This is a genomic window from Paraburkholderia sp. WC7.3g, assembly GCF_050436345.1.
Classification (GTDB): Bacteria; Pseudomonadota; Gammaproteobacteria; order Burkholderiales; family Burkholderiaceae; genus Paraburkholderia; species Paraburkholderia podalyriae.
The window spans coordinates 1,479,793-1,500,964 of sequence record NZ_JBNDMA010000004.1 but is presented as its reverse complement, the minus strand read 5'-3'; the positions used below and the strand labels follow the sequence as shown (position 1 = coordinate 1,500,964).

General features: G+C 61.3%; 18 protein-coding genes and 1 pseudogene. 10 read left to right on the top strand and 9 right to left on the bottom strand.

Going from position 1 to position 21,172, the window contains the following annotated elements:
• Positions 1–10: 10 nt before the first annotated feature.
• The 7 genes from OKW43_RS40480 to OKW43_RS40450 all read right to left on the bottom strand — a co-directional run bounded on the left by OKW43_RS40480 (position 11) and on the right by OKW43_RS40450 (position 7,139).
• Positions 11–637: an amino acid ABC transporter permease gene (locus tag OKW43_RS40480; protein ID WP_429454395.1), complete on the bottom strand. Its 627-nt coding sequence runs from the start codon at positions 635–637 to the stop codon at positions 11–13.
• A gap of 34 nt (positions 638–671) precedes the next feature.
• Positions 672–1,529: a transporter substrate-binding domain-containing protein gene (locus OKW43_RS40475; protein ID WP_429454393.1), complete on the bottom strand. Its 858-nt coding sequence runs from the start codon at positions 1,527–1,529 to the stop codon at positions 672–674.
• Positions 1,530–1,615: 86 nt separating this feature from the next.
• Positions 1,616–3,106: a dihydropyrimidinase gene (gene hydA, locus OKW43_RS40470; protein ID WP_429454391.1), complete on the bottom strand. Its 1,491-nt coding sequence runs from the start codon at positions 3,104–3,106 to the stop codon at positions 1,616–1,618.
• Entirely contained in the window at positions 3,103–3,831 is a 729-nt protein-coding gene (locus tag OKW43_RS40465) for a maleate cis-trans isomerase family protein (RefSeq protein ID WP_187638881.1), read from the bottom strand. The genes hydA and OKW43_RS40465 overlap by 4 nt, the downstream gene beginning before the upstream one ends.
• Before the next feature lie 548 nt (positions 3,832–4,379).
• Complete coding sequence (locus tag OKW43_RS40460) at positions 4,380–5,168, bottom strand: ABC transporter ATP-binding protein (RefSeq protein ID WP_429454389.1); 789 nt, start codon at positions 5,166–5,168, stop codon at positions 4,380–4,382.
• Positions 5,169–5,215: 47 nt separating this feature from the next.
• Positions 5,216–6,007 (bottom strand): ABC transporter permease, encoded by a 792-nt coding sequence (locus tag OKW43_RS40455; protein WP_429454768.1) that lies wholly within the window; start codon positions 6,005–6,007, stop codon positions 5,216–5,218.
• Positions 6,008–6,128: 121 nt separating this feature from the next.
• Positions 6,129–7,139 carry an ABC transporter substrate-binding protein gene (locus OKW43_RS40450; protein WP_429454387.1) on the bottom strand — a complete coding sequence of 337 codons (1,011 nt, stop codon included), beginning with the start codon at positions 7,137–7,139 and terminating at the stop codon, positions 6,129–6,131.
• A 363-nt stretch (positions 7,140–7,502) separates the two neighbouring features.
• Here OKW43_RS40450 and OKW43_RS40445 point away from each other — a divergent pair, with 363 nt between their 5' ends.
• Positions 7,503–8,216 carry a GntR family transcriptional regulator gene (locus tag OKW43_RS40445; RefSeq protein WP_187638884.1) on the top strand — a complete coding sequence of 238 codons (714 nt, stop codon included), beginning with the start codon at positions 7,503–7,505 and terminating at the stop codon, positions 8,214–8,216.
• 122 nt (positions 8,217–8,338) lie between these two features.
• Here the strand turns inward: OKW43_RS40445 and OKW43_RS40440 are convergent.
• Positions 8,339–9,061: pseudogene (locus tag OKW43_RS40440) on the bottom strand (MipA/OmpV family protein).
• A 606-nt stretch (positions 9,062–9,667) separates the two neighbouring features.
• Here OKW43_RS40440 and OKW43_RS40435 point away from each other — a divergent pair.
• The 4 genes from OKW43_RS40435 to OKW43_RS40420 all read left to right on the top strand — a co-directional run bounded on the left by OKW43_RS40435 (position 9,668) and on the right by OKW43_RS40420 (position 11,925).
• On the top strand, positions 9,668–10,060 hold the full coding sequence (locus OKW43_RS40435; RefSeq protein ID WP_429454384.1) for a hypothetical protein: 393 nt from the start codon (positions 9,668–9,670) through the stop codon (positions 10,058–10,060).
• A 435-nt stretch (positions 10,061–10,495) separates the two neighbouring features.
• The gene (locus OKW43_RS40430) at positions 10,496–11,236 is read left to right on the top strand and encodes a 3-ketoacyl-ACP reductase (RefSeq protein WP_187638891.1); all 741 of its coding nucleotides are present in this window, start codon (positions 10,496–10,498) and stop codon (positions 11,234–11,236) included.
• Between the two features lie 130 nt (positions 11,237–11,366).
• Positions 11,367–11,648 (top strand): hypothetical protein, encoded by a 282-nt coding sequence (locus OKW43_RS40425; protein WP_187638886.1) that lies wholly within the window; start codon positions 11,367–11,369, stop codon positions 11,646–11,648.
• Between the two features lie 97 nt (positions 11,649–11,745).
• Complete coding sequence (locus OKW43_RS40420) at positions 11,746–11,925, top strand: alpha-hydroxy-acid oxidizing protein (RefSeq protein ID WP_429454382.1); 180 nt, start codon at positions 11,746–11,748, stop codon at positions 11,923–11,925.
• A gap of 854 nt (positions 11,926–12,779) precedes the next feature.
• Here the strand turns inward: OKW43_RS40420 and OKW43_RS40415 are convergent.
• The gene (locus OKW43_RS40415; RefSeq protein ID WP_376776531.1) at positions 12,780–13,784 is read right to left on the bottom strand and encodes a DUF2242 domain-containing protein; all 1,005 of its coding nucleotides are present in this window, start codon (positions 13,782–13,784) and stop codon (positions 12,780–12,782) included.
• 74 nt (positions 13,785–13,858) lie between these two features.
• Between OKW43_RS40415 and OKW43_RS40410 the strand changes: the two genes are divergently transcribed.
• The 5 genes from OKW43_RS40410 to OKW43_RS40390 all read left to right on the top strand — a co-directional run bounded on the left by OKW43_RS40410 (position 13,859) and on the right by OKW43_RS40390 (position 21,099).
• Entirely contained in the window at positions 13,859–14,578 is a 720-nt protein-coding gene (locus tag OKW43_RS40410) for an IS6 family transposase (protein WP_429454380.1), read from the top strand.
• Positions 14,579–14,581: 3 nt separating this feature from the next.
• Positions 14,582–17,443: a CheR family methyltransferase gene (locus OKW43_RS40405; RefSeq protein ID WP_429454767.1), complete on the top strand. Its 2,862-nt coding sequence runs from the start codon at positions 14,582–14,584 to the stop codon at positions 17,441–17,443.
• Between the two features lie 15 nt (positions 17,444–17,458).
• Positions 17,459–17,827: a response regulator gene (locus OKW43_RS40400; protein ID WP_429454378.1), complete on the top strand. Its 369-nt coding sequence runs from the start codon at positions 17,459–17,461 to the stop codon at positions 17,825–17,827.
• Between the two features lie 1,135 nt (positions 17,828–18,962).
• Positions 18,963–19,274: a high-potential iron-sulfur protein gene (locus OKW43_RS40395; RefSeq protein ID WP_429454376.1), complete on the top strand. Its 312-nt coding sequence runs from the start codon at positions 18,963–18,965 to the stop codon at positions 19,272–19,274.
• A gap of 7 nt (positions 19,275–19,281) precedes the next feature.
• Positions 19,282–21,099, top strand: coding sequence for a PHA/PHB synthase family protein (locus tag OKW43_RS40390; RefSeq protein ID WP_429454021.1), 1,818 nt, complete (start codon positions 19,282–19,284; stop codon positions 21,097–21,099).
• Positions 21,100–21,172 lie beyond the last annotated feature (73 nt).

Genomic DNA, 21,172 nt, shown 5'->3' with positions numbered 1-21,172 from the left:
GCTCATGAAGTCAGAATTGCGGCAGTCGCCGCTCGAGGTAACGCGACAGCCAGGCCAGTGCCGAAATCAATGCGTAGTAGTAGAGCGCGATCAGCAGGAAAATCTCGAACGGCGAAAAGTACGTGGCGATGATTTCCTGCCCCGCATGGGTAAGCTCATACACGGAGATAGCCGACAGCAGCGCCGAGCCCTTGATCAGGGAAATCAGCTCGTTGGTGAGCGGCGGCAGGATGCGCCGCCACGCTTGCGGAAATAGCACGTGCAGAACGATCTGACGGTGCCGCATGCCGATCGATTGCGCCGCCTCGGTCTGGCCGCGATCGATCGACTGCATGCTCGCGCGCACGATTTCGCAGATGAAGCCGCCCGCATTCAGACTTAGGGCGATGACACCGGCCCAATATTCATTGAAGTTGATCCCAATCACCGGCAGGGCGAAATACACGAGAAAAATCTGCACCAGCAGCGGTGTGCCGCGCACGAAATCGACATAGGCCAGCACCGCGATGCGGACCAGCCTGTAGCGGCTCAATGCGCCGAAGCCCAGCAAGAAGCCGAGCGCGATGCCGAGCGCGATCGCCGCGAGGCAAACCTTCAGCGTAGCGAGCAAGCCGACCGCGAGGATCGGCAGCGCCATGACAATAATGCTCCAGTCCATTTCCGCGAAGCTCTCAGGAAAGCACCGGAATGGCGTCCGGCAAAGTCATGTCGAAGCCAAACCATTTCTGCTGCAACGCATGCAACGTTCCGTCGGTTTTGAACTTGCGCAATTGCTGATCGATAAAGCTGATCAGCGCCGTATCGTCGGTGCGCGCCGCAATGCCGGCCCAGTTGTCCGCTCCGATGCCCTTGACGATGGCGTACTTGCCCGGCGCGTTCCTGAGCACCAGCGCAAGCGTCGGCAAGGTGTTGAGCACGCCGTCCACCTTGCCTTCGGCCAGCGCGATGTAGGCGGCCGGGTGGTCGTCAAAAGTCTTGACCTGCCTGAAGCCCGCTCCGCCGGCCGCTTTCATTTGCGCGTCGAGCTTCGGTTCCAGTATCTGGCCAGGCGAGCCCAGCTTCAGGCCGAGCACCTTGCCATTCATTCCGGCAAGGCCGGTCACGCTCTTCTGATCAGCTGCCCGGATCAGCAGCGCCTGCGACGCTTCGACGTAAGGCACCGAGAAGTCCACGTGCTTTTCGCGCTCGGCGGTATAGCTCAGGCTGCTCATGACCAGATCGAACTTCTTCGTGTAGAGCGAGGGGATCACGCCGGACCAGACGGTGTCGATAAACTGCGCCTTCACGCCGAGATTGCGGCAGAACGCGTTGGCGAGATCGACGTCATAGCCGATCATCGTGCCGTTCATGTCGCGATAGGTGAGCGGCGGATAAGTCGCTTCGCAGCCTATGCGCAGCACGCCGGCCTTCTTGATATCGTCAAGCGTGAGGCCGGCGGCCAGGGCGAAGCGCGGCAGGCCGGCGGACAGCAGGGCAGCGCCCGCGCCGGCGCGTCGAAGGAATTGGCGGCGCGAAATACGGTCGGACATCAGGCTCTCCAGGAAAGGTCAAACCATTTAAACGGCGAAGGAAGCGGCCAGCCGGCGTGCAGTGAACCCAACCGGCATCCCTTTCTTCAGCCTCGATAAGCGGCGGGCAACGCATAGCGCGACAGCACCCGATGGGGCTCGATGCGCGGGCTCAACGGACGGTGCGGCTGCGCAAACTGCGGGCGCAATGCGGGCAGGAACTCGCCCCGGCCAGGCATCGCGCATGGCGCCTCGCCGTCCCATACCACGGCGCCGCGCGAGAGTGTCAGCGCCGGCCACGCCTTCATCTGCCAGCCCTCGTAAGGGGTGTAGTCGACGTTGTGGTGCAACGCGTCGTTGGTCAACGTGAAAGTGCGCTCGGTGTTCCAGATCACCAGATCGGCATCGCCGCCGATCGCGATCGAACCTTTGCGCGGATAAAGCCCGTAGAGTTTGGCGGCGTTAGTCGCGGTCAGCGCGACGAACGCATGGACATCGATGCGGCCTTTTAACACGCCTTCCGACATCAGCAACGCCATGCGCGTCTCGATGCCCGGAATTCCGTTGGGCACCTGATCGAAGCGCGGGTTTTCGCCGGCGACTTGCTTGCCGTGCGGGCCTTCGTAGCGGAACGGCGCGTGGTCGGAGGACAGGACCTGGAACGTGCCGTTCACAAGACCGTCCCAGACCGCTTGCCGATTGGCTTCGTCGCGCGGCGGTGGGCTGCAGATGCATTGATATCCGCGCGGGCCGTCTTCGAGCATGTCCTCGGTAAGCAGCAGGTAATGCGGGCAGGTTTCCGCATAGATGGCGAGGCCTTGCCCCTGCGCCCAGCGGATCTGCTCGATGGCCTCGCGGCCGGAGACGTGCACGATCAGCACTGGCGTGTCGACCAGCTCGGCGAGGCTGATGGCGCGGTGAGTCGCTTCGCGTTCGACCAGCATCGGGCGCGACAGCGCATGGCCGATCGGCGTGGTGATGCCTTGCTCCAGCAGGGCCTCCGTCAGCCAGGCAATGCAGTCGGCGTTTTCGGCGTGGATCATCACCATCGCGCCGTGCGCGCGGGCCAGCGCGAGCAATTCGATCATCTGCCGGTCGTTGAGCTTGAGCGCGTCGTACGTCATGTAGATCTTGAACGACGTGTAGCCTTCTTCGATCAGTTGCGGCAGCTCCTGTTCGAGCACGTACGGCGTGGGGTCGGTAACGATCAGGTGGAACGCGTAGTCGATGATCGCGCGGCCGTCGGCGCGCTGATGGTACGTCTCGATCGCCGCGCGCAAGGTTTGTCCCTTTTGCTGGCACGCGAACGGGATGACTGTCGTGGTGCCGCCGCAAGCGGCCGATACGGTGCCGCTCAGAAAGTCGTCGGCCATCACGCTGTTGTCGCCGGTGTCCTGATCGAGATGGCAGTGACTGTCCACACCGCCTGGCGTCACCAGCCGGCCGGCCGCGTCGATCTCGCTGGCGCCGCGCGCAAGTCCGCTTCCCAGCGCGACGATGCGTCCGCCGCGCACACCGATGTCCGCGGTAAAGCGATCTGCCGCACTGGCGACATCCGCGTTGCGGATCACGAGGTCGAAGGCGGCCGCGTCGCTCATATGACCTCCCGGAACAGGCTGCCCCAGCCCGTTACGCGCGAAGTGTCGACACCGCTGATCCGCAGCGCTTTCCAGACGGCTGTCGAGATGGTGTCGTACACCGGAATGCCGAGTTCGGCCTCGAGTTCTTCGGCGAGCGGCGCGCCGCGCAGATTCGTGCAGAAGATCGCGATGGCGTCGGGCTTGCTTTTCGCAACCTCGCGGGTCATTTCACGCAGCGTGTCCGCGGTGACTTCCGAGAACGAAAAATTATCCTGCTTGTTCAGATGGCGCTCGCCGACGCATTCGAAGCCGGCGCCGCCGTAGGTGGAAACGACTTTGGCCTGCACGTCGTCGCGATATGGCGTGACGAGCCCGAAGCGGCGTACGCCGGTCTTCGCGAAAATTTCATTGAGCGCCAGCACCGACGTGCAGGCGGCAATGCCGGTGCGCGCGGTAATGCTGCTGCACAGGCGCTCGTCCGCTTCGAAGCCGAGCCAGCCCGACGAGGTGCCGTTCCAGCCGATCACGTCGAGCTTTGCATCGGCGAGCAAGCCTGCTGCAGCGAGGATTTCCTCGTCCTCGAACTGTGCCAGTGCACGCTCGGACAGGGCGATTTCCGTCACGCGGAAGCGGCCGAAATGGGCGCTGACTTCCGGCAGCCCCGATAGCATCGCCGAGGTGACGGGTTCCAGCGTCGTGTTGGAAGACGGGGTCAACATGCCAATCAAAGTGCGTTGCGTCATGATTTCCATACGAGGGGTAAGCTTTCAGGCTGGCTGCACCGCAAAGGGTGCCTATTGCGTATAGCAACGCAATATGTGTGCCAACATAAAGTTGATAGATCGTACGCAATATGAACACGACTGTATGCAATTTATAGGCATTGGTGATATTGCGGGTTGGACGGCCTTTTGGCCGCCATGTGGCAGACTAATAGAAGAGTGCTGCTCATACACAAAGCGACTGTCGCCGTAAGATACTGGTGCATGTTGGTCACCAAAACAGAACATCAGGCACCAAAAATGGGCAGGAAGGTGACTATTGGCAAACACAAATTGTGTATTGTTTGACCCGTATAAGTTTAGAATTACGAGAAAATCGTATACACAAAAATGCATTTCCATTCGGTGGAGACCCGGCGAGTGCGAGCCCCGGCCGGTCGCCTGGACGATGTTCCGTTGCGGCCGAAGCGTTGCGTGATGGAACCGCGCCAATACACGCTCAACTGACTTTCCGGATGCGGCCGCGCAGGCAAAACGTCGGCAAATGCGTGATGCCCCGGCTCACGCCTTCAGGCGGCCCTCTGCGCCGGGCGGCCTGCCGCCGCGCCTTGCGCGCGTACCAGGGCAAGCACATACCGCTTGAGATCGTTGAATTGTGGTGACGTGGTATCTCTCGGGCGTGGCAAATCGACCGGAATCAGCTCGCAAATCCGGCCAGGCCGATGGGACATGACGGCAACCTTGGTGCCGAGCAGCAGCGCCTCTTCGATGCTGTGCGCCACGAAGAAAATCGTGGCCCGAGACTTCTGCCAGATCGTCACCAGTTCTTCATGGATTTCCGACTTCGTCTGCGCGTCGAGCGCGGCAAACGGCTCGTCCATCAGGATGACGCTGGAGTCGAGCAGCAGCGCGCGCGCGATCCCCACACGCTGGCTCATCCCGCCTGACAGTTCGGCCGGGTAGTGATGCTCGAAACCCGTCAGGCCCACAAGGTCGATATACGGCTGAGCGAGTTCTTGTCGTTCTTTCTTCGAGCGACCCTGCAGCTTGTGATAGAACGCGACGTTTTCCCATACAGGCAGCCAGGGCAGCAGCGTCGCCTGCTGGAACACGACGCTGCGATCCGCGCCGGGCGCCGTGACCGGCTTGCCGTCGACGCGCACCGTGCCCGATGTGGGGTGCTCAAATCCGGCAATCATGTTGAGCAACGTCGACTTGCCGCAGCCGGACGGTCCGAGCACGCAGAGCAACTCGTACTTTTCCAGACTCAACGAAACGTGATCGAGCGTGAGCAGACCGGTGCCGCCCCTTGCATCCGCGAATACTTTGGAGACGTCGTCGAGTTCCACAAAGGCCATGATGAGTTGCGTTCCTGAATCTGTGGTGGCGGGTCTGGGCGGCCCGCTCAGTGGCGGCCGGCGGCGCCGCGGCGCTGCCAGTGAAGCATCGCGGTCATGGTCCGTTTCATCGCGAGGTCGGACAGGTAACCGAGCAGTCCGATGCTGACCATCGCCGCGATCACGAGGTCGTAGCGCAAAAAGTAGTAAGAGTCCCATAGGACATAGCCGAGCCCGCTCTTCACCGCGACCATTTCGGCGGTCACGGTGAGCATCCACGCGGAGCCGATCGCAATGCGAAGGCCTGCGAAAATGCTCGGCAGCGCCGCCGGCAGGACGATGAAGCGCAATAGCTGGAACTGCGTCGAACCCATCATCGCGGCGGCCCGTATCAGGTTGCGGTCGGTGGCCTTCACGCCGTGAATCGTGTTCATCAGGATCGGAAAGAACGCGCCGAGGAACACGAGGAAGATGGCGGGTTTATTGGCGATGCCGAACCAGATGATCGCAAGCGGGATCCACGAGACCGGCGGGATCGGGCGCAGCATCTGTAGCGTCGGCTCGACCGCCTGCTCGATCCAGCGCCACCAGCCGATCGCAATACCGAGCAGCACGCCTGAGATCGTCGCGATCAGGTAGCCCGACAGCACACGTGACATGCTCGCCGCTGCGTCGAAGATCCAGCGCCCACTGTCGGCTTGCGACGAGCCGTCCGTCGCGAAGACCCAGTCTGCCCATATGGTCACCACGCGTGACGGTGCGGGCAGCAACGACGCCGGAATGATCCCCGAGCGTGCGACAAGTTCCCAGAACGCGATGAGCACCACCGGAATGAGACACTTGACGAATCCAACGCGGATGCGCGCGCCGGACTTTGCGAAGGTGGCGGACAATGTCACGCTCCTGCTGCTGGACGCCACATCGAGGGTCCGGTGCGTTCGCTGATAGTTCATGGTTGGATGTAGGGCGCCGAGTCCGTGGTCAGAATCCGAGCGCCGCTTTCGGCTTACCGGTTGCGTCGCTGAGGAAGGTGTAGTCCATGTTCTTGTCGATCGCCGGCGTCACATCGGTCGAAATGTAGTGCAGGTCCTTCATCATTTTGGCGATCGCGATCGTCTGCGTGCGATACATGTGATAGTCCGGATAGGCGTTCTTGAGCGACTCGACGGCCACTGTTTGATCGAGCGCGGTGTACTGGTTGATCGACGCGAGCCACCCGGCATGGCTCGTGTTCAGGCTGTCGACCATTTTGACGACCGCAGCCACGGTGGCCTTGACCGCCTCAGGATGATCCTTGATGACATCGGGCCGCGTGACGATCAGATTGCTGAGTTTGCCGGCCGCCTGATCGTACGGATAGTTGAACAGCTTGCCCGCGTGAGACAGGCGGATCTGCGAGGCAAACGGTTCAACCGAACAGACGATGTCGATCTCGCCTCGCTGCAGCGCGCTGACGTGGTCGGCGGGATTCGGAATGTTGATGAACTGCACGTCCTTGTTGGGGTCGATGCCGTGCATCTGCAGTTCCCCGCGCATGTGGAGATCCTGCGCATTGCCACGCGATGCCGCGATCCGCAGCGGTGCGCCATGCGCCTTGGCCGCGTCGACCAGCTTCTTCAGGCCAGCCCAGTCGTTCTGCTGCAGGTCGATGCCGTTACGCACGAGGATCTCGGAGCCGCCGTTGACCTGTCCGGATACGGCCACGACGTCTAGTCCGCGGTCGAGTGCGGTCACGAAATGCAGATAGGTCACCTGGGCGATGTCGACGCTGTGCGAGACGAGCGCGGTCAGCACGTCATTCCCGGACGTGAAGTTGATGGTGTCGATCTTCGCGTCCTGGGTGAACTGCGGCACGAGCGCCATCGACAGGCACTGCGCGCACTTTGCGAAGCCCAGCTTGACCTCCGGCTTGCTCGTGCTGCTTTCGGCGTGAACCTGAGAGTTGACGGTGAGTCCGATGAACGCGGCGACGACCAGTGCACGACGAAACATGAGGCTTTCTCTCCGATGGGTGGACGCCAAATTGGCAGACGAATCGAAGAGCAACATGCGTGCCAACAAAAGGCCTAGTAATTGTATTCAAATAAAATCGGGAGGTATTCGTCCTGAGAGCGGGCCGGCACAGCCCGTGCAGTGGCTGTCCGGATCGAATCAGTGCTGCGCCGTTGCAGTGCGGCTCACGTCGAGATGTGCTCGGCTGGTGCGCGGCGGGCGTTACCAGTGTGCGGTGCCCGCTTTTGACGCGCGTAGCGGGTTGAGAGAAGCCGGGGAAGCGCACGGGATCGGCGAATTTATGTGCACAAAAATCCCCTCGGTTGTTCTATCATCGATTCTTTTCTAGCTGCGAGACGCACTTTGAACCGAGCCTCCGTTACACCTTCCAGCAAGGGTGTTGCGCCCAGGGCGCCCTATTCGAACGAGGAAATCTACGGCCGTATCCAGAAAGCCGTGCTTGAACATCGTCTTGCGCCAGGCACCAAGTTGATCGAGGAGCGGCTCGCAGAAATGTCAGGGGTGAGCCGCACGAAAATCCGCGAGGTACTGAACAAGCTTGGGCATGAGGGGCTGGTCGAACTGGTGCCGAATCGCGGCGCATTCATCGCCAGCCCGAGCGTCGAGCAGGCCCGTGACGTATTCGTCACGCGGCGCATGATCGAACCTGAAATGGCCCGGCTCCTGAGCCGCACGGCAACGCCCGCGCAGGTGCGCGCGTTGCGAAAGCACGTGCGGCAGGAAGGCGACGCACGCAAGCACAACGACCGGCCGGCAATCATTCGGCTGTCCGGAGAATTTCATGTGCTGATTGCAGAGATGGTCGGCAACGAAATCCTGTTGCGATTGATGCGCGAGCTCGCGCCGTTGACGTGTCTTGTGATCACCCTGTACGACAAGCCGAATGCTCCCGCATGTCCCCATCACGAGCACGGCGACCTGATCGATGCGATCGAGGCGCATGATGGCGCACGTGCGGCAGCGTGCATGCTGGAGCACCTCGAGCACATTGAGGCAACGCTGAACTTTGAAGTGGTGAAAGACGCGTCGCCGGATATCGAGGCGATCTTTTCCTGAGCACGCGAGGCTCGACCTCGTGCTGCGCTCAGACCCGACCGGCGCAACTGCCTGCGTACAATGCAGTGGCCCTGGGAATCCACCCATGAACCTGGCGCTTGAGCCGCGATTGCCTTTCGACTTCAGAAACGATAATTCAACGAAGCGAGCATATTGAGTTCGAGGCGCTTTTGGGCAATCGGCTATTGGCCGCGTCATGCTCGAGCCGCCCGAACGTCGCGGCGGCCGAGCCGTTCCAGTGCCGTGAAAAGTCGTACGTGACGATGGCGTTCATGTGGACATCGCGCACGCCGGCCCTGGTGTTATACGCCGGCAATCCGGATGCAGCGCTCTGCTGCCCGGACACGCCGAAAAACGTCCGCGTGTAAGGACCGTTCGCCCATGTGAAGCCTGGGCCCACGGAGAACAGCCAGCCGCTGACCGGCGCCGATGCCACGAAATCCGTGCTTACCGTGGTGCCTTGATGATGTCCGGCGATGTCCTGGTACAGCGCCACCGATCCGGTGAACGCCCACACCGTATAGTCGGCGAACAGTTTCAGCTTCGGTCCGCCGCTCACGTCGCCGAGTCCGTGCAGATGGGGGTCGTCGGATTCCTTGCGGCTCTGGAAATCGAAACTCAGTGCTGCGCCCACGTGGTAGGCCGGGCCGCGCAGCACGTTCACGCCGAGCACGTCCGGGCCCTTGCGAGAAGAAGCGATCGTCGTAGGAGATGTCGAGCGCGGGGAAGGGAATAACGCTCAACTGACGCGAGCCCGGGTACCTGGGCGTGATCACTCGGCCTGGGCCGACGCCGCTCGGATTCTCCTTTTTTACGCGTATGTATGCAGCACCACATACGGACAATCTTTGTTGTTTGACGCGGGTGTGCACGCGATGGAATAGTTGTACCCGCGACTATCATGCAGTCCGCCTGGCATCCAGGGCGCCGGCGAGAGGTCTACATGGCGTCATGGGGCCGTCATGACAACCACGTGGATTCGACCGGCACCAGAGAAGAGTCGGTGAATTGCATAAAAAATATACCCTGAGAGAAGTTAGATAAGATGAATCGACATACCCGAAGCATGGGTCATCTCGAGCGCACTGCCGAGACCGGCCGCCTGAGGCATGCCTTGGCCGCACGCCTTGACAGGGCATTGAAACGGCCCGGCGTCAGTTCGGCACGTGCAGCGAAGTGGTGGGACGTGAATGAATACGACGTGCAATCTTGGCGACTCGGAATCACCGTCCCGCCGCTGAACGCTTGTATGCGTCTTGCCGCCGCCTTCAATCTCGAGTTTATTGGCTCTGCGCGGGGCAGACCTCGGTCGCCTGATTCGCTTTTCGCGGGACAAGAGCGTTTCTCCCCCGTAGATGACCAAACGTTCTGATCTTCCAGCTCAGTCGGCGTCGCGCGCGCGATGCTACACCAGCGCGCGTTTCCTTTCCGCAGAACCCGGGGATATCAATGTGAAGGCAGTAAAACGAAACAGGGCGTTCGACGAAGCACTGCGCCTGAATAAATACGAAGTGGAGTTGGCGAGAGGCGCTTCACATATCGCAAGCACGCTGTACGAGGAATGGATGCTTGCGGCGGTCAGTGAAACCATTCTTCAGTTCGAGCCCTCGCACGGACGTGACGACCCGATGACATTTGCGCATGCCCTTCTCAGAAGATCGGAACTGCGCGGGAAGCCGGCGGCGGCCAAGGTGCTCCATGACTTTATAGAGTGTGGCCGTTTGCCAGAAGAGATACCCAGCGCGCCGCCCGGACCTGTGTCTGCTCGCAAGCCCGTCGCCCGGAAAGTGAACGGCGCGGACTTAGGGAAGACTGAGGCACGCGTAGCCGCGAAAGCCGCGTGAATTCAAGCGAACAACGGAGCGCGGAACAGCTTTGACCGGCAGCAGCAATCGCATCAGGCGAAGTTTGGCGCTATTTTCCCATTGGCGCTGATTGATGCGTACTGCATCGGCGACGAACACGAGTGCGTGAGTAGTCGGGTCGAACGTCGCAGATGCGATGCAGCCCGACGTGCCAGAAGGAAGAGGACGCGTAGCTTCTTTCTCGCAAGAGAGGTGTCGGTTGCGGAAAGATAGCGTGGGCCGTACGGGCAACGAATTAACCGAAAGGGCTGTTTTTTTGAAACCGCCTTGCTGTCTGTCAATGAGCATGAAGTGGTTGCGGAGTTCGACTTCAAGACGAAGGGCATACCGAAGCCAGTAACGTCGCTAGACGGGGCGGCGTGGCGAGTAGAAGCGTTTTTATTCCTTAACCGCAACAACAGCCGAGGGAAGAGCATGTCAAAGCGAATCGCTTACGTAACTGGCGGCATGGGTGGAATTGGCACAGAAATATGTCAGCGCTTGTTCAAGGACGGATTCACGGTCGTCGCCGGTTGTGGTCCCAACTCTCCCCGGCGGGAAAGCTGGTTGAAGGAGCAGGAGGCGCTGGGATTTTCCTTCGCCGCTTCCGAAGGGGATGTTGGTGACTGGGAGTCTACGGTGGCGGCGTTTGCCAGGGTGAAGAAGGACGTCGGCGAGATTGACGTGCTGGTGAATAACGCCGGCATTACACGGGATGGAACGTTTCGCAAGATGTCCAGAGAGAACTGGAACGATGTCATTGATACGAACCTGACGAGCCTCTTCAATGTCACCAAGCAGGTCATCGAGGGGATGGTTAGCAGGGAGTGGGGGCGAATCATCAACATCTCGTCCGTGAACGGCCAGAAAGGACAGTTCGGTCAGACGAACTATTCGACTGCCAAGGCGGGCATTCACGGCTTCACGATGTCGCTTGCCCAGGAGGTGGCAACAAAGGGCATCACGGTGAATACGGTTTCTCCCGGATACATCGGAACGGATATGGTTCGCGCGGTACGCCCCGAAGTCCTGGACGCCATCATCCAGAGCATTCCGGTACGCCGTCTCGGCGAAGCTGGCGAGATTGCTTCGATTGTTGCGTGGCTTGCCAGTGACGAATCAGCCTTTGCGACAGGGGCAGACTTCTCGCTGAACGGCGGTCTCCACATGGGATAGGAACAGTCGCAGAGCAGACACGGAAGTCCGCATCAATGCGCAGGTCCTGACTCCTTGGAAGGCGTCGGGGCATCCCGGCGCATGGCGGGCAACAATCTTTCACGAGGCGCAGTCCCAGGGTGGTTTCGACATGCATCGGACATATGGCTACAAGGATTTCATCATCGACGTGGAGACCGAGTCCACTGACGGGAGCCGCAACGGCACCGTTCTTTCCGTGCCGGGCGGGTACGTCGCTGTCGTGCGCATATCTTCTGCCGCGAGTCCTGCACCGGTCGAGAAGCTGCGCGTCGCCAGGGACGAAGGCAGCCCGTTCGGTACGGAAACGGAAGCCCTGATGCGTGGCTATGGCGTAGCCCAGCGCATTGTCGACGAGATGATAGCCTTGGCCAAGCCAGGGCCAAAGCGTTGAATAGAGACCTTTCAGCGGAACCCTTGAGCGTCATTCGCTGGTCCCACGGAAAGATGCGCAGAGCGCGGCGCGAAGCGACAGACGTGCAAGATTCCATTTGCTCAGCGAGTGTGCGGCGCTATCGGGCGCAAGAGGCGTCTACATCGGCCATCCGTTTCTCTACGGGCTCGGCGCTGGCGGCCGGCGCGGCGTCACGCGCGCGCTCGACATCATCCGCAGCGAGCTCGACGTGACGATGGCGCTCACCGCCAAGCGCCTCTTCGCCGACGTCGACTGATCAGTGCTCGTCGACGCGGGTCTTCGCCGATGAAGGGGTTGTAAGCCGGAACCACAGAAATTTTCGATGTCGTTTTGATCCAGCAGGTTAGCGCTTATTTGGATCTCTCGTAACGCGTTGAAAGGCAACGACTACCACAACTTCTGTGGTTCCGGCTTATAACCCCTTGTTGCGTGGCCACGTCGTCTTCAGTGCCGGCTTGCGCCAGGAATCTCCGTCCAAGACGCAATGCGACATAAACGCGGTAATGTCCAGTAGGGAAAAATGGAGCGGCGCCAGTCCGCGCGGCCGCTGAAGGCGTGGAAGCCGCCGGCGCGCGATCCGCGCCAGGGCGCGCTTTTCTGACGGGCGATGAGGAGCTGAGGATGGGCCGACCCCGGATGAGTGGAACGACGCACAGCTGCCCGCGATCATGAATGGCATCGCTGCGATCGACCGGGATTCCCCACGCGACAACCCGCGCTTTCTGGATGGACTGATCGCGGAGGTTCGGGCGATTACCGGCCGTGTGTTTGGCGCGAGCACCTACAGCCGGCTGCTGCGCGATCGCGCCGCAGGTTGGCGTCCAGCGCCATCCGAGTGCACCGACGGTCCAGCAAGCGATCCTGCGCGCGCAGGCGCTCGCGCCGATCTCGCAGCAGGGCAGTGCGGAGAACCGGCCGGTCGATCTCGAACTGATGCGACAGGCGCTCGCCCCGTGGTGCGCGAGGCGCTCGCGCCACTCTACGCGTCGCAGCGCGAGCGGGCCGTCGACCACGGGACGGTCACGGCGCACGATGCCGGCGATCTGGGCGAGACTCGCCAGCCGGTCCCGGCCCTGCTGCAGGCGTTCGAGCGCGCGGTACCGTCGACGCTTACCTGGCGCTCGTCGCTTTCTCCGAATCATTACCTGTCTGGGCTGCTCCGATCGGGGGCACGGCGTCGTTCATCGACGGCAGCGCCTCCTTCGGCGCTGCCGCGGCGGCGACGGCGCCCGGCTGGGCGGAGTCGGCCTTGAGGTAGTGGTCGACTAGCGCAAAGAAACGCTGATAGAAAATGCCGGCAGGAATCGTCTCGCTCGCAACTTTCACCATCGAATCATCGCTTGAGCCGATCGGCAGCGACAGCGATCCGAACACGCTCAGTCCGACGCTCGCCGACGTGTTGCTCTTCTTCAGCGCGTAGCGATCCTGCACCGCGTTCACGTACGCGGTACTGCTGTTGCCTCCAGTGTCGTCGGTAGTACAGACCACATGGATTTCGATCACCGCGTGCGCATCGCTGGTGGGCTGGAAATTTTTCGAGCCGTCGACCGAATCGGGCCTGGTCGAACTGGCGATATATCCCTGGCTGAGCAACGCACGGCGGGCGGCTTCGCAGGCGGGCTCTGTCTTCGCGGCGAACTTGTGCATATAGGGGCTATCGCCTGCGTCGAACTGTTCTTGCTGGTAAAGCGGCTTCGGTGTCGAGCACGCAGACAGTGCGCTCGCAAGCGCAAGCACGAAAGCCGCGGAGGAAAAGCGGAATTGAGTATGCATGGCTGAAATAGGGTGGATCGGTTCGAGCGAAGAAGGGGTCCCAAGGCAGACGGTCAGGACACCCAATACTGTTGTGCAGCATGAGAGGGACACATCATGCGACCGATCCGAAAGTGAACAGGCCGCGCCATTATAGTTTTCTTTCCCTACAACTACGTTCGACGGTGTCGTGAGAGCAGGTCCGTTACGGGTACGGGGGATGCTATTTCGCCCTGAACGCCGCAAAAAATCCGAAGCGCTGATCGCGCAGGCCGTCACCGAGCTTGTGCGCGCGACCGTTCCCGCCGGGTAAGGCGAGTGGCTCGAAAAAACACTGTGCGCCCGACGTGAAGTGCGGAACACGGAGTTTGGGGTTCTGGTGCAAACAGTGAATGTGATCGGTTAGAGTGCTGCTTCCCCGATCTCATGATTCGATAATGAGCAAGCTTAAAAACATGGGCGATCTGTTCTCAGGCCGTCACTTCAACCGCGATGTGATCATTCAGTGCGTGCGCTGGTATCTACGCTACAAGCTCAGCCTGCGTGATCTCGTCGAGATGATGGCCGAGCGCGGCCTGTCGCTTGCGCACACAACGATCCTTCGTTGGGTGAAGCGTTACACGCCGGAGTTCGTCAAGCGCTGGAACCGTTTCGGCACGCCTGCCGGAACGTCGTGGCGTGTCGACGAAACGTACCTGAGAGTCCGCGGTAAATGGATCTATCTTTATCGGGCAGTAGATCGGGCGGGTCAGACGGTTGACTTCCTGCTCAGGGCGAAACGCGACGTGAACGCGGCCAAAGCCTTTTTCAACAAGGCAATCAAACATCAGGGGCGGCCACCGCAAACCATTACACTCGATGGCTATGCCGCCTCACACCGTGCTGTGCGCGAGATGAAGGCCGACGGCCTGATGCCCGAGGGCACGAAGGTTCGATCTTCGAAATATCTCAACAATCTGATCGAACAGGACCATCGCCATATCAAGTCCCGGACCAATGCCATGCTGGGCTTCAAGCGTTTCAGGAACGCCGCGATCACTCTGGCCGGCATTGAGTTGATGCATCGCATTAGCAAAGGCCAATTCAATCTCGCAAAGCTCGGCCTCAAAGATGCCACTGTACCCACCGTATGGAATGCGGTCCTGTCTGATCGATAAGGTATCCTTTTTATCGAGACCTTCTCGTCCAGACAGCCTATTTGCACCAGAACCTTCTTTAGCGCGCTTGCCGAAGATCAGGCCGATCTGAGTGTCGGTGTCATCCTCTCCGGCGGCGACTCGGACGGCACGCTTGGCGTGAAAGCGATCAAGGGGCGCGGCGGTCTGACCCTCGCGCAGACGGGCGACGGATTCGGACCGCAACATGCCGACATGCCCGAGAGCGCCATTTCGGCGGGCCTGATCGACTTTGCCGTGCCGGTCGAGGACATGGGCCGCAAACTCGCGGACTTCTCGCGCAGCGCTTATGTGCTCGACGGCATGACGTTCGACGCGGGAGATGACAGTGCGCTCAGGACGCAGGGTGAGTCGCTGACTGCGATCTACGTGATCCTGCGCAGCCAGGTCGGCCACGACTTCAGCGGTTACAAGAAAAAGACCTTCATGCGGCGGGTTCAGCGCCGGATGCAGGTCGCACAGATCGACACGCTCGAGGAGTACGTCGCGCGCCTTCGGCAGGAACCCGGGGAGGTCAGCGCGCTTTTTCGCGATCTGCTGATCAACGTCACCAATTTCTTTCGTGACGCTGAAGCGTTTGAGAGTCTTGGGCGACTTGTCATTCCAGGTTTATTCGAGCAGCGTAGTACGGACGACATCGTGCGGATCTGGGTGCCCGGCTGCGCAACCGGCGAAGAGGTGTATTCGCTGGCGATCATGCTTCGGGAGCACGTGGATCGGGTCCCCACCGCGCCGCCCGTACAGATTTTTGCCACCGATATCGACGAACAAGCCCTGGGCGTGGCGCGAGCCGGCCGGTATCCCGGGCCGTTGCTCGAATGCGTTTCTCCGGAAAGGCGCGAGCGCTTCTTCGTGCCCGACGGGGGGAGTTTCCTGGTCAGCAAGGAGATACGCGATCTCGTGATTTTCTCGCCCCATAGCGTCATTCGCGATCCCCCTTTTTCCCGCATCGATCTGGTGTCATGTCGCAATCTGCTGATCTACTTTGGCATCGACGTGCAGGCAGAGGTAATTCCAACCTTTCATTACGCGCTCAAGCCGGGTGGCCATCTGTTTCTTGGCACATCCGAAAGCGTCAGCCAGTTCGATGACCTGTTCACGCCCGTGGACAAGAAACACCGGATTTTCCGGCGCCGGTCGGATGTGTCTTCTCACATCCGGCTGCCGCTGATGGTGTCATCGATTCGTCCCGGCCAGAGTGCAACCCTGACGCCTCGCCGGCCGTCACTGGGCGGCAGAGCGTTGCGGCAGGCGGTCGACGGCCAGGTGCTGGAACGGTTCGCTCCGCCTCACGTGCTCGTCAACCGTGACGGCGACGTCGCCTATTTTTCCGCACGCACTGGCAAATATCTCGAGGCGGCGCCCGGCCTGCCCACGCGGCAGATCTTTACGATGGCGCGCAAAGGGCTGCGTCTGGAGATACGCACCGTGTTCCGCGAAGCAGTTGAGACGGGGCGGCCGGCGACGCGCGGCGACATCGCCATTGAAGAGGACGACGGCCGGGTACAGTGGTTGACACTTACGGTCGAACCGCTGATTGATCACAGTGGAAGCGAGCCGCTTTACCTCGTGCTTTTCATCGACCAGGGGCCTGTGCTGAGCCGGGAAGCGGCTACGGGGCGCGCACATGCGCTGCACGACGGCACGGCCCTCCATATGGAGCGCGAGCTGCGCGAAACGCGCGAACGTCTGCAATCGATCATCGAGGAATACGAAACCGCGCTTGAAGAACTCAAGTCGTCGAACGAAGAACTCGTCTCGGTCAACGAGGAACTGCAGTCAACCAATGAAGAACTCGAGGCCTCCAAGGAGGAGCTCGTATCGCTGAACGAGGAGCTGCACACCGTCAACTCCGAGTTGAATGGCAAAATCGAAGCGCTCGACCGTGCCAACAGCGACTTGCAGAATCTCTTTGACAGTACGGCCGTTGCAACTGTTTTTCTGGACCGGAACCTGGTGATCCGCAGCTTCACACCTGCGATGAGCGAGGTCTTCAATATCCGGGCGGCGGACCGGGGACGCCCTATCACGGACCTCGCGAGCAGACTTCGTCTGACCGAGTTCGACAACGATATTGCCGCCATTGTCGAGGGGGCGGAAGTCATTGAACGGCGGGTCGACTCCGAAGACGGGGCGGCTCACTATCTGGTACGCCTTGCGCCCTACCGCAACGGCGACCGCAAGGCGGACGGCATCGTTGTCACCTTTGTGAACGTAACGGGCCTGACGCATGCGGAGATGCGCCAGCAGGTACTCATTTCGGAACTGCAGCACCGGACCCGGAATCTGCTCGCCGTGGTCAACTCCATCGCGGTACAGACGCTCGCGGCCGATCCCGCGCGTGAGGCGTTCACCAGCCGGCTGGCAGCGCTCGGGCGTCTTCAGGGGCTGCTGGGCAAGGCGGAACAGGAGCAGGTGGACCTCGGCGATATTGTGCGTCTCGAGGTCGGAACGGTTGCCGGTGTTGATGCCGACAAGGCGGCCATCGCCGGGCCATCCGTGCCGCTGTCCACGGAACACGTTCAGATGATCGCACTGGTGATCCACGAGCTTGCCACCAATGCGGTGAAATACGGTCCGCTCAGGAACGACAATGGCCGGCTTGAGGTGCAATGGCAGGTGAATGACGAAAACGGCTCCGCCGTGCTCGCGCTCGACTGGAAAGAAACAGGCATGACGGTGCCGCCTGAGGCGTCCCGACGAGGCTATGGACGGCAGCTGATCGAGCAGGCGCTGGCGTTCACACTTCGTGCCAGGACAGCACTTCGTTTTGAGTCAGACGGTGTGCGCTGCCGGATCGAAATCCCGCTCGGACGGCGATGCGCCGCAAGCGCGGGCGCCAACTGACAGGAGGATGACGGGATGGATCAGTCGGCCGCACTTCAGAATCGCCGCATCCTGATCGTTGAAGACGATTTTCTGGTAGCGCAAGGTCTCGCCGCGCTGCTTGTGGAGGCCGGCGCAACGGTCGTGGGCCCGATCGGCTGGGCCGAGGAGGCACTGGCTTTCGTTGAGACCGAGGCTGATACGCTGGATGGCGTGGTACTCGACGTCAACCTTCATGGCGAAAAGTCGTATTCCATCGCCGACGCGCTGACGCGGCGCCATGTTCGCTTCGTCTTCGTTACCGGTTATGGCGCCGAGGCGCTCGATGCTGCGTATCGCGACTACCCGCGATGCGAAAAGCCATTCGATGCGCACCTCCTCGTGCGGTCGCTGGCTGCTGCGTGAGTGACCAATGAGACCCCATGCATGCGCCCAGGAGCGCATGAGAACTTCCGGTCGCGTCCGGTACCACGCCGAACGATTGCGGATCTAATAGCGATCGCTGATGCTGTTGCCGGCGGCAGGCGCGCCGATCGCAGAGTTCATCGATCGGATTATCGATCCGGCCGCAGTGCAGACACATGACATTGTCGCCGTCACGGGGGGAAAGCGTCGACGGCGATCTGATTCCCGGCGACGGTGCCGAAGCGGCGCGGGCCAGTCTGCGTAGCGGAAACTCTGAAGCGTGACGCGCTGGAGACGTTTGCGACGGTAGCCGAATGGTTCGCCAAGGAAGAGGACGTGTAGGAGGTGTCCGCGCTCGTGTGCCGTGGCAGCGACCGCGACCGCCTGATCGGTTCTCCGCGCAGCGTACCGCGCCGGATTCCATAGCTGAAATAGATGACCATCCCGATGGCCATCGGGATGACGAGACGCAGCCCGGTGCCGCCCAGCGATCCGTCCCATGTTCAAGGAGGACCGGTCGCAATTCCGGGGGATAAATCATGGCGCCGCAACTTCATTTTGCGGTCAACACGGTGGCGGTATCGCAGGGATCGCCGAAGGTTCGAAGGCCAGAATGAAGTCCGGATCCTGACAGGCCAGCAATTTCACGCGCAGCGGGCCCGCAACACGTCTGAACCGGCATGTAGACCCGATGACCCGTATGCACCGGCGGCAGAAGTGCGCGATGATTCCCCAATTTCTGGATCGTGATGGCCGCATACGGGGAGTGACGGTAGTGGCAAGTTTTCGGATTACTCCGCGCAGTTTTCTGCTGCGCTGCAGGATAGCAATGGGCTATTGTCCACTGCGGCCGATGTACTGCTGGTCGTCTGTCAGAGATCGTACGGCGCAGCGTGACACACGGCGTGCCGCAGAGTGACATATTGACAACGCGCCAACGTCCAGTCATCCGAACGTCCCAACGGGGGTCGATGAAACCGCAGGTACGGTACTTGCTAGGCGAGTGATGCGTCGGCTTCATCGGTTGATGAGGCCAGATCCTGCCGGGACCGAACGGTTCCTCCCGCCCTGATCGGCCAGAAGACTGACGTCATGCCTGAAACCGTCGGTTCCGCTGTGGGAAAGGAGTCCTGCCATGTCACTCACCCGTCGTCGTTTCGTGATACTTACCGCTTCTGTTGCATCAGCGACGGTCCTTCCCGGTGCGTCGCAAGCGGACGCTACAGTGCTCCCTGAAAATGACCCGACGGCGGTGTCGCTCGGATACAGGATAGACGCCGCGAAGGTAGACAAGGCAAAGTTTCCCAGGTACCAGACCGGGCAGACGTGCGCCAATTGCCAGCTCTATCAGGGAAAGCCCGGCGCCGGGACCGGTCCGTGTCCGATCTACGGTGGCAAGCTGGTCTATGCGAAGGGATGGTGTAATTCTTACGTGAAAAAGGCCTGACGAGACGATGACTGAAACCGTCACCCGCCCCAAACACGCCGGATCGTCAGCATCTGCGGGCCCTGCGCCCTTGGGCGAGCGTCCTGTTGACGGCAGATGCACCGGGACGCCGCCTGATGTCGCTGCCGGGCTGCTTGATCGACAGACGCGCGCGCTATTCGGCCGGGCGGTCGGTTGGGTACCGGCACCGGCGCTGCAACTGGCGTGGCTGGACTGGTCGCTGCACCTGGCCCGTTCGCCGGGCAAACAGTACGCGCTTTGGCAGCAATGCGTGCAACAGTTCTTTCGGCTGATGCCACGTCTGCAGCCAGATTCTGCTCGCCCCACGGCGGACCCCAGCCTGGTGGGCGATCCGCGTTTCGCCGATCCGGACTGGGGACGCTGGCCATTCAGTCTGCTGCGCGATGCGTTCTTCCAGACGGAGTCGTTCTGGCAGAATGCCACCACGGGTCTGGACGGTGTCACGCCGCACCATCAGCACATGGTCAGTTTTGCAGCGCGGCAGTGGACGGATATGCTTTCGCCCAGCAATTGCTGGTGGCTCAACCCGGAAGTGCTGCGCGCGATGACGGAGACGGGCGGGCGCAATTTCGTCGAGGGCGGGCGCCATTGGCTGGACGACCAGCAGGAGGTGCTGGCCGGTTACAGCCCGCGCACCTCGCCCCAGCGGTGCGTCGCCCACTACGTGGGGCAGCGTGTCGCAATCACGCCCGGCAGGGTAGTGTACCGCAACGAACTGGTCGAGCTGATCCAGTACGCACCGCAAACCACTGCGGTATGGCCTGAACCGGTACTCATCGTGCCTTCCTGGATCCTCAAGTACTACATTCTCGACCTGTCGCCGCACAACTCGCTCGTACGCTATCTGGTGGAGCAGGGCCACACCGTCTTTATGGTGTCGTGGAAAAACCCGCGCGAGGACGCGCGCGACTTCGGGCTGGACGATTATCTGGAGCGCGGTGTCTTCGATGCGATAGCACGCGTGTGCCAGTTGAGCGGCGCCTCCTCGATCCATACGGCCGGCTATTGCCTGGGCGGGACGTTGCTTGCCATCGGTGTGGCAGCGCTTGCGCGAGACAGCAGGACGCCCCTCAGGACGGTGACGCTCTTCGCGGCGCAGACTGATTTCAGCGAGCCCGGTGAACTGGGTCTGTTCGTCGGGTGGAGCGAACTTGCAGATCTCGACGCGCTCATGTGGGACCAGGGCTATCTCGACGGCCGGCAGCTGGCACGTGCCTTCCAGTTGCTCCATTCGCGCGACCTGATCTGGTCACGGATGATGCACGAGTATCTTCTCGGCGAGCATACCAAGCCCACGGACCTGATGACCTGGAACGCGGACACGACGCGCCTGCCATACCGGCTGCACAGTGAAACGCTGCGCGAGCTTTACCTGCGCAATGCGCTCGCCGAGGGTCGGTACCACGCACTCGGCCGTGCGGTGGCGCTCGCCGATCTCAGGTTACCGCTGTTTGTGGTGGGCACCGAACGGGATCACGTGTCGCCGTGGCGCTCGGTCTACAAGCTGCATCTGTTAAGCCGCGCGGAGATTAGTTTCCTGCTGACCTCGGGCGGCCACAATGCCGGGATTGTCTCCGAGCCTGGGCACGCCGGACGCAGCTACCGCCTCAGTACACGGGGCAAGGACGCCCCCTATCTGGACCCGGACGAGTGGCATGCACAGACTCCGGCACAGGAGGGCTCGTGGTGGCCGCGCTGGCAAAACTGGCTCGTCGCGCATTCCGGCGACAGGATCGCCCCTCGCGCGATGACCACCGAATCGGGGCTCTGCGCCGCGCCAGGCACATATGTGCTCGAGCCTTAAGTGCAGCAGCAGCGCGGATCCACGACGATGGCATGGGCTGCCTGCCGCTGCCCGTAACGGCATGCGCGAACAA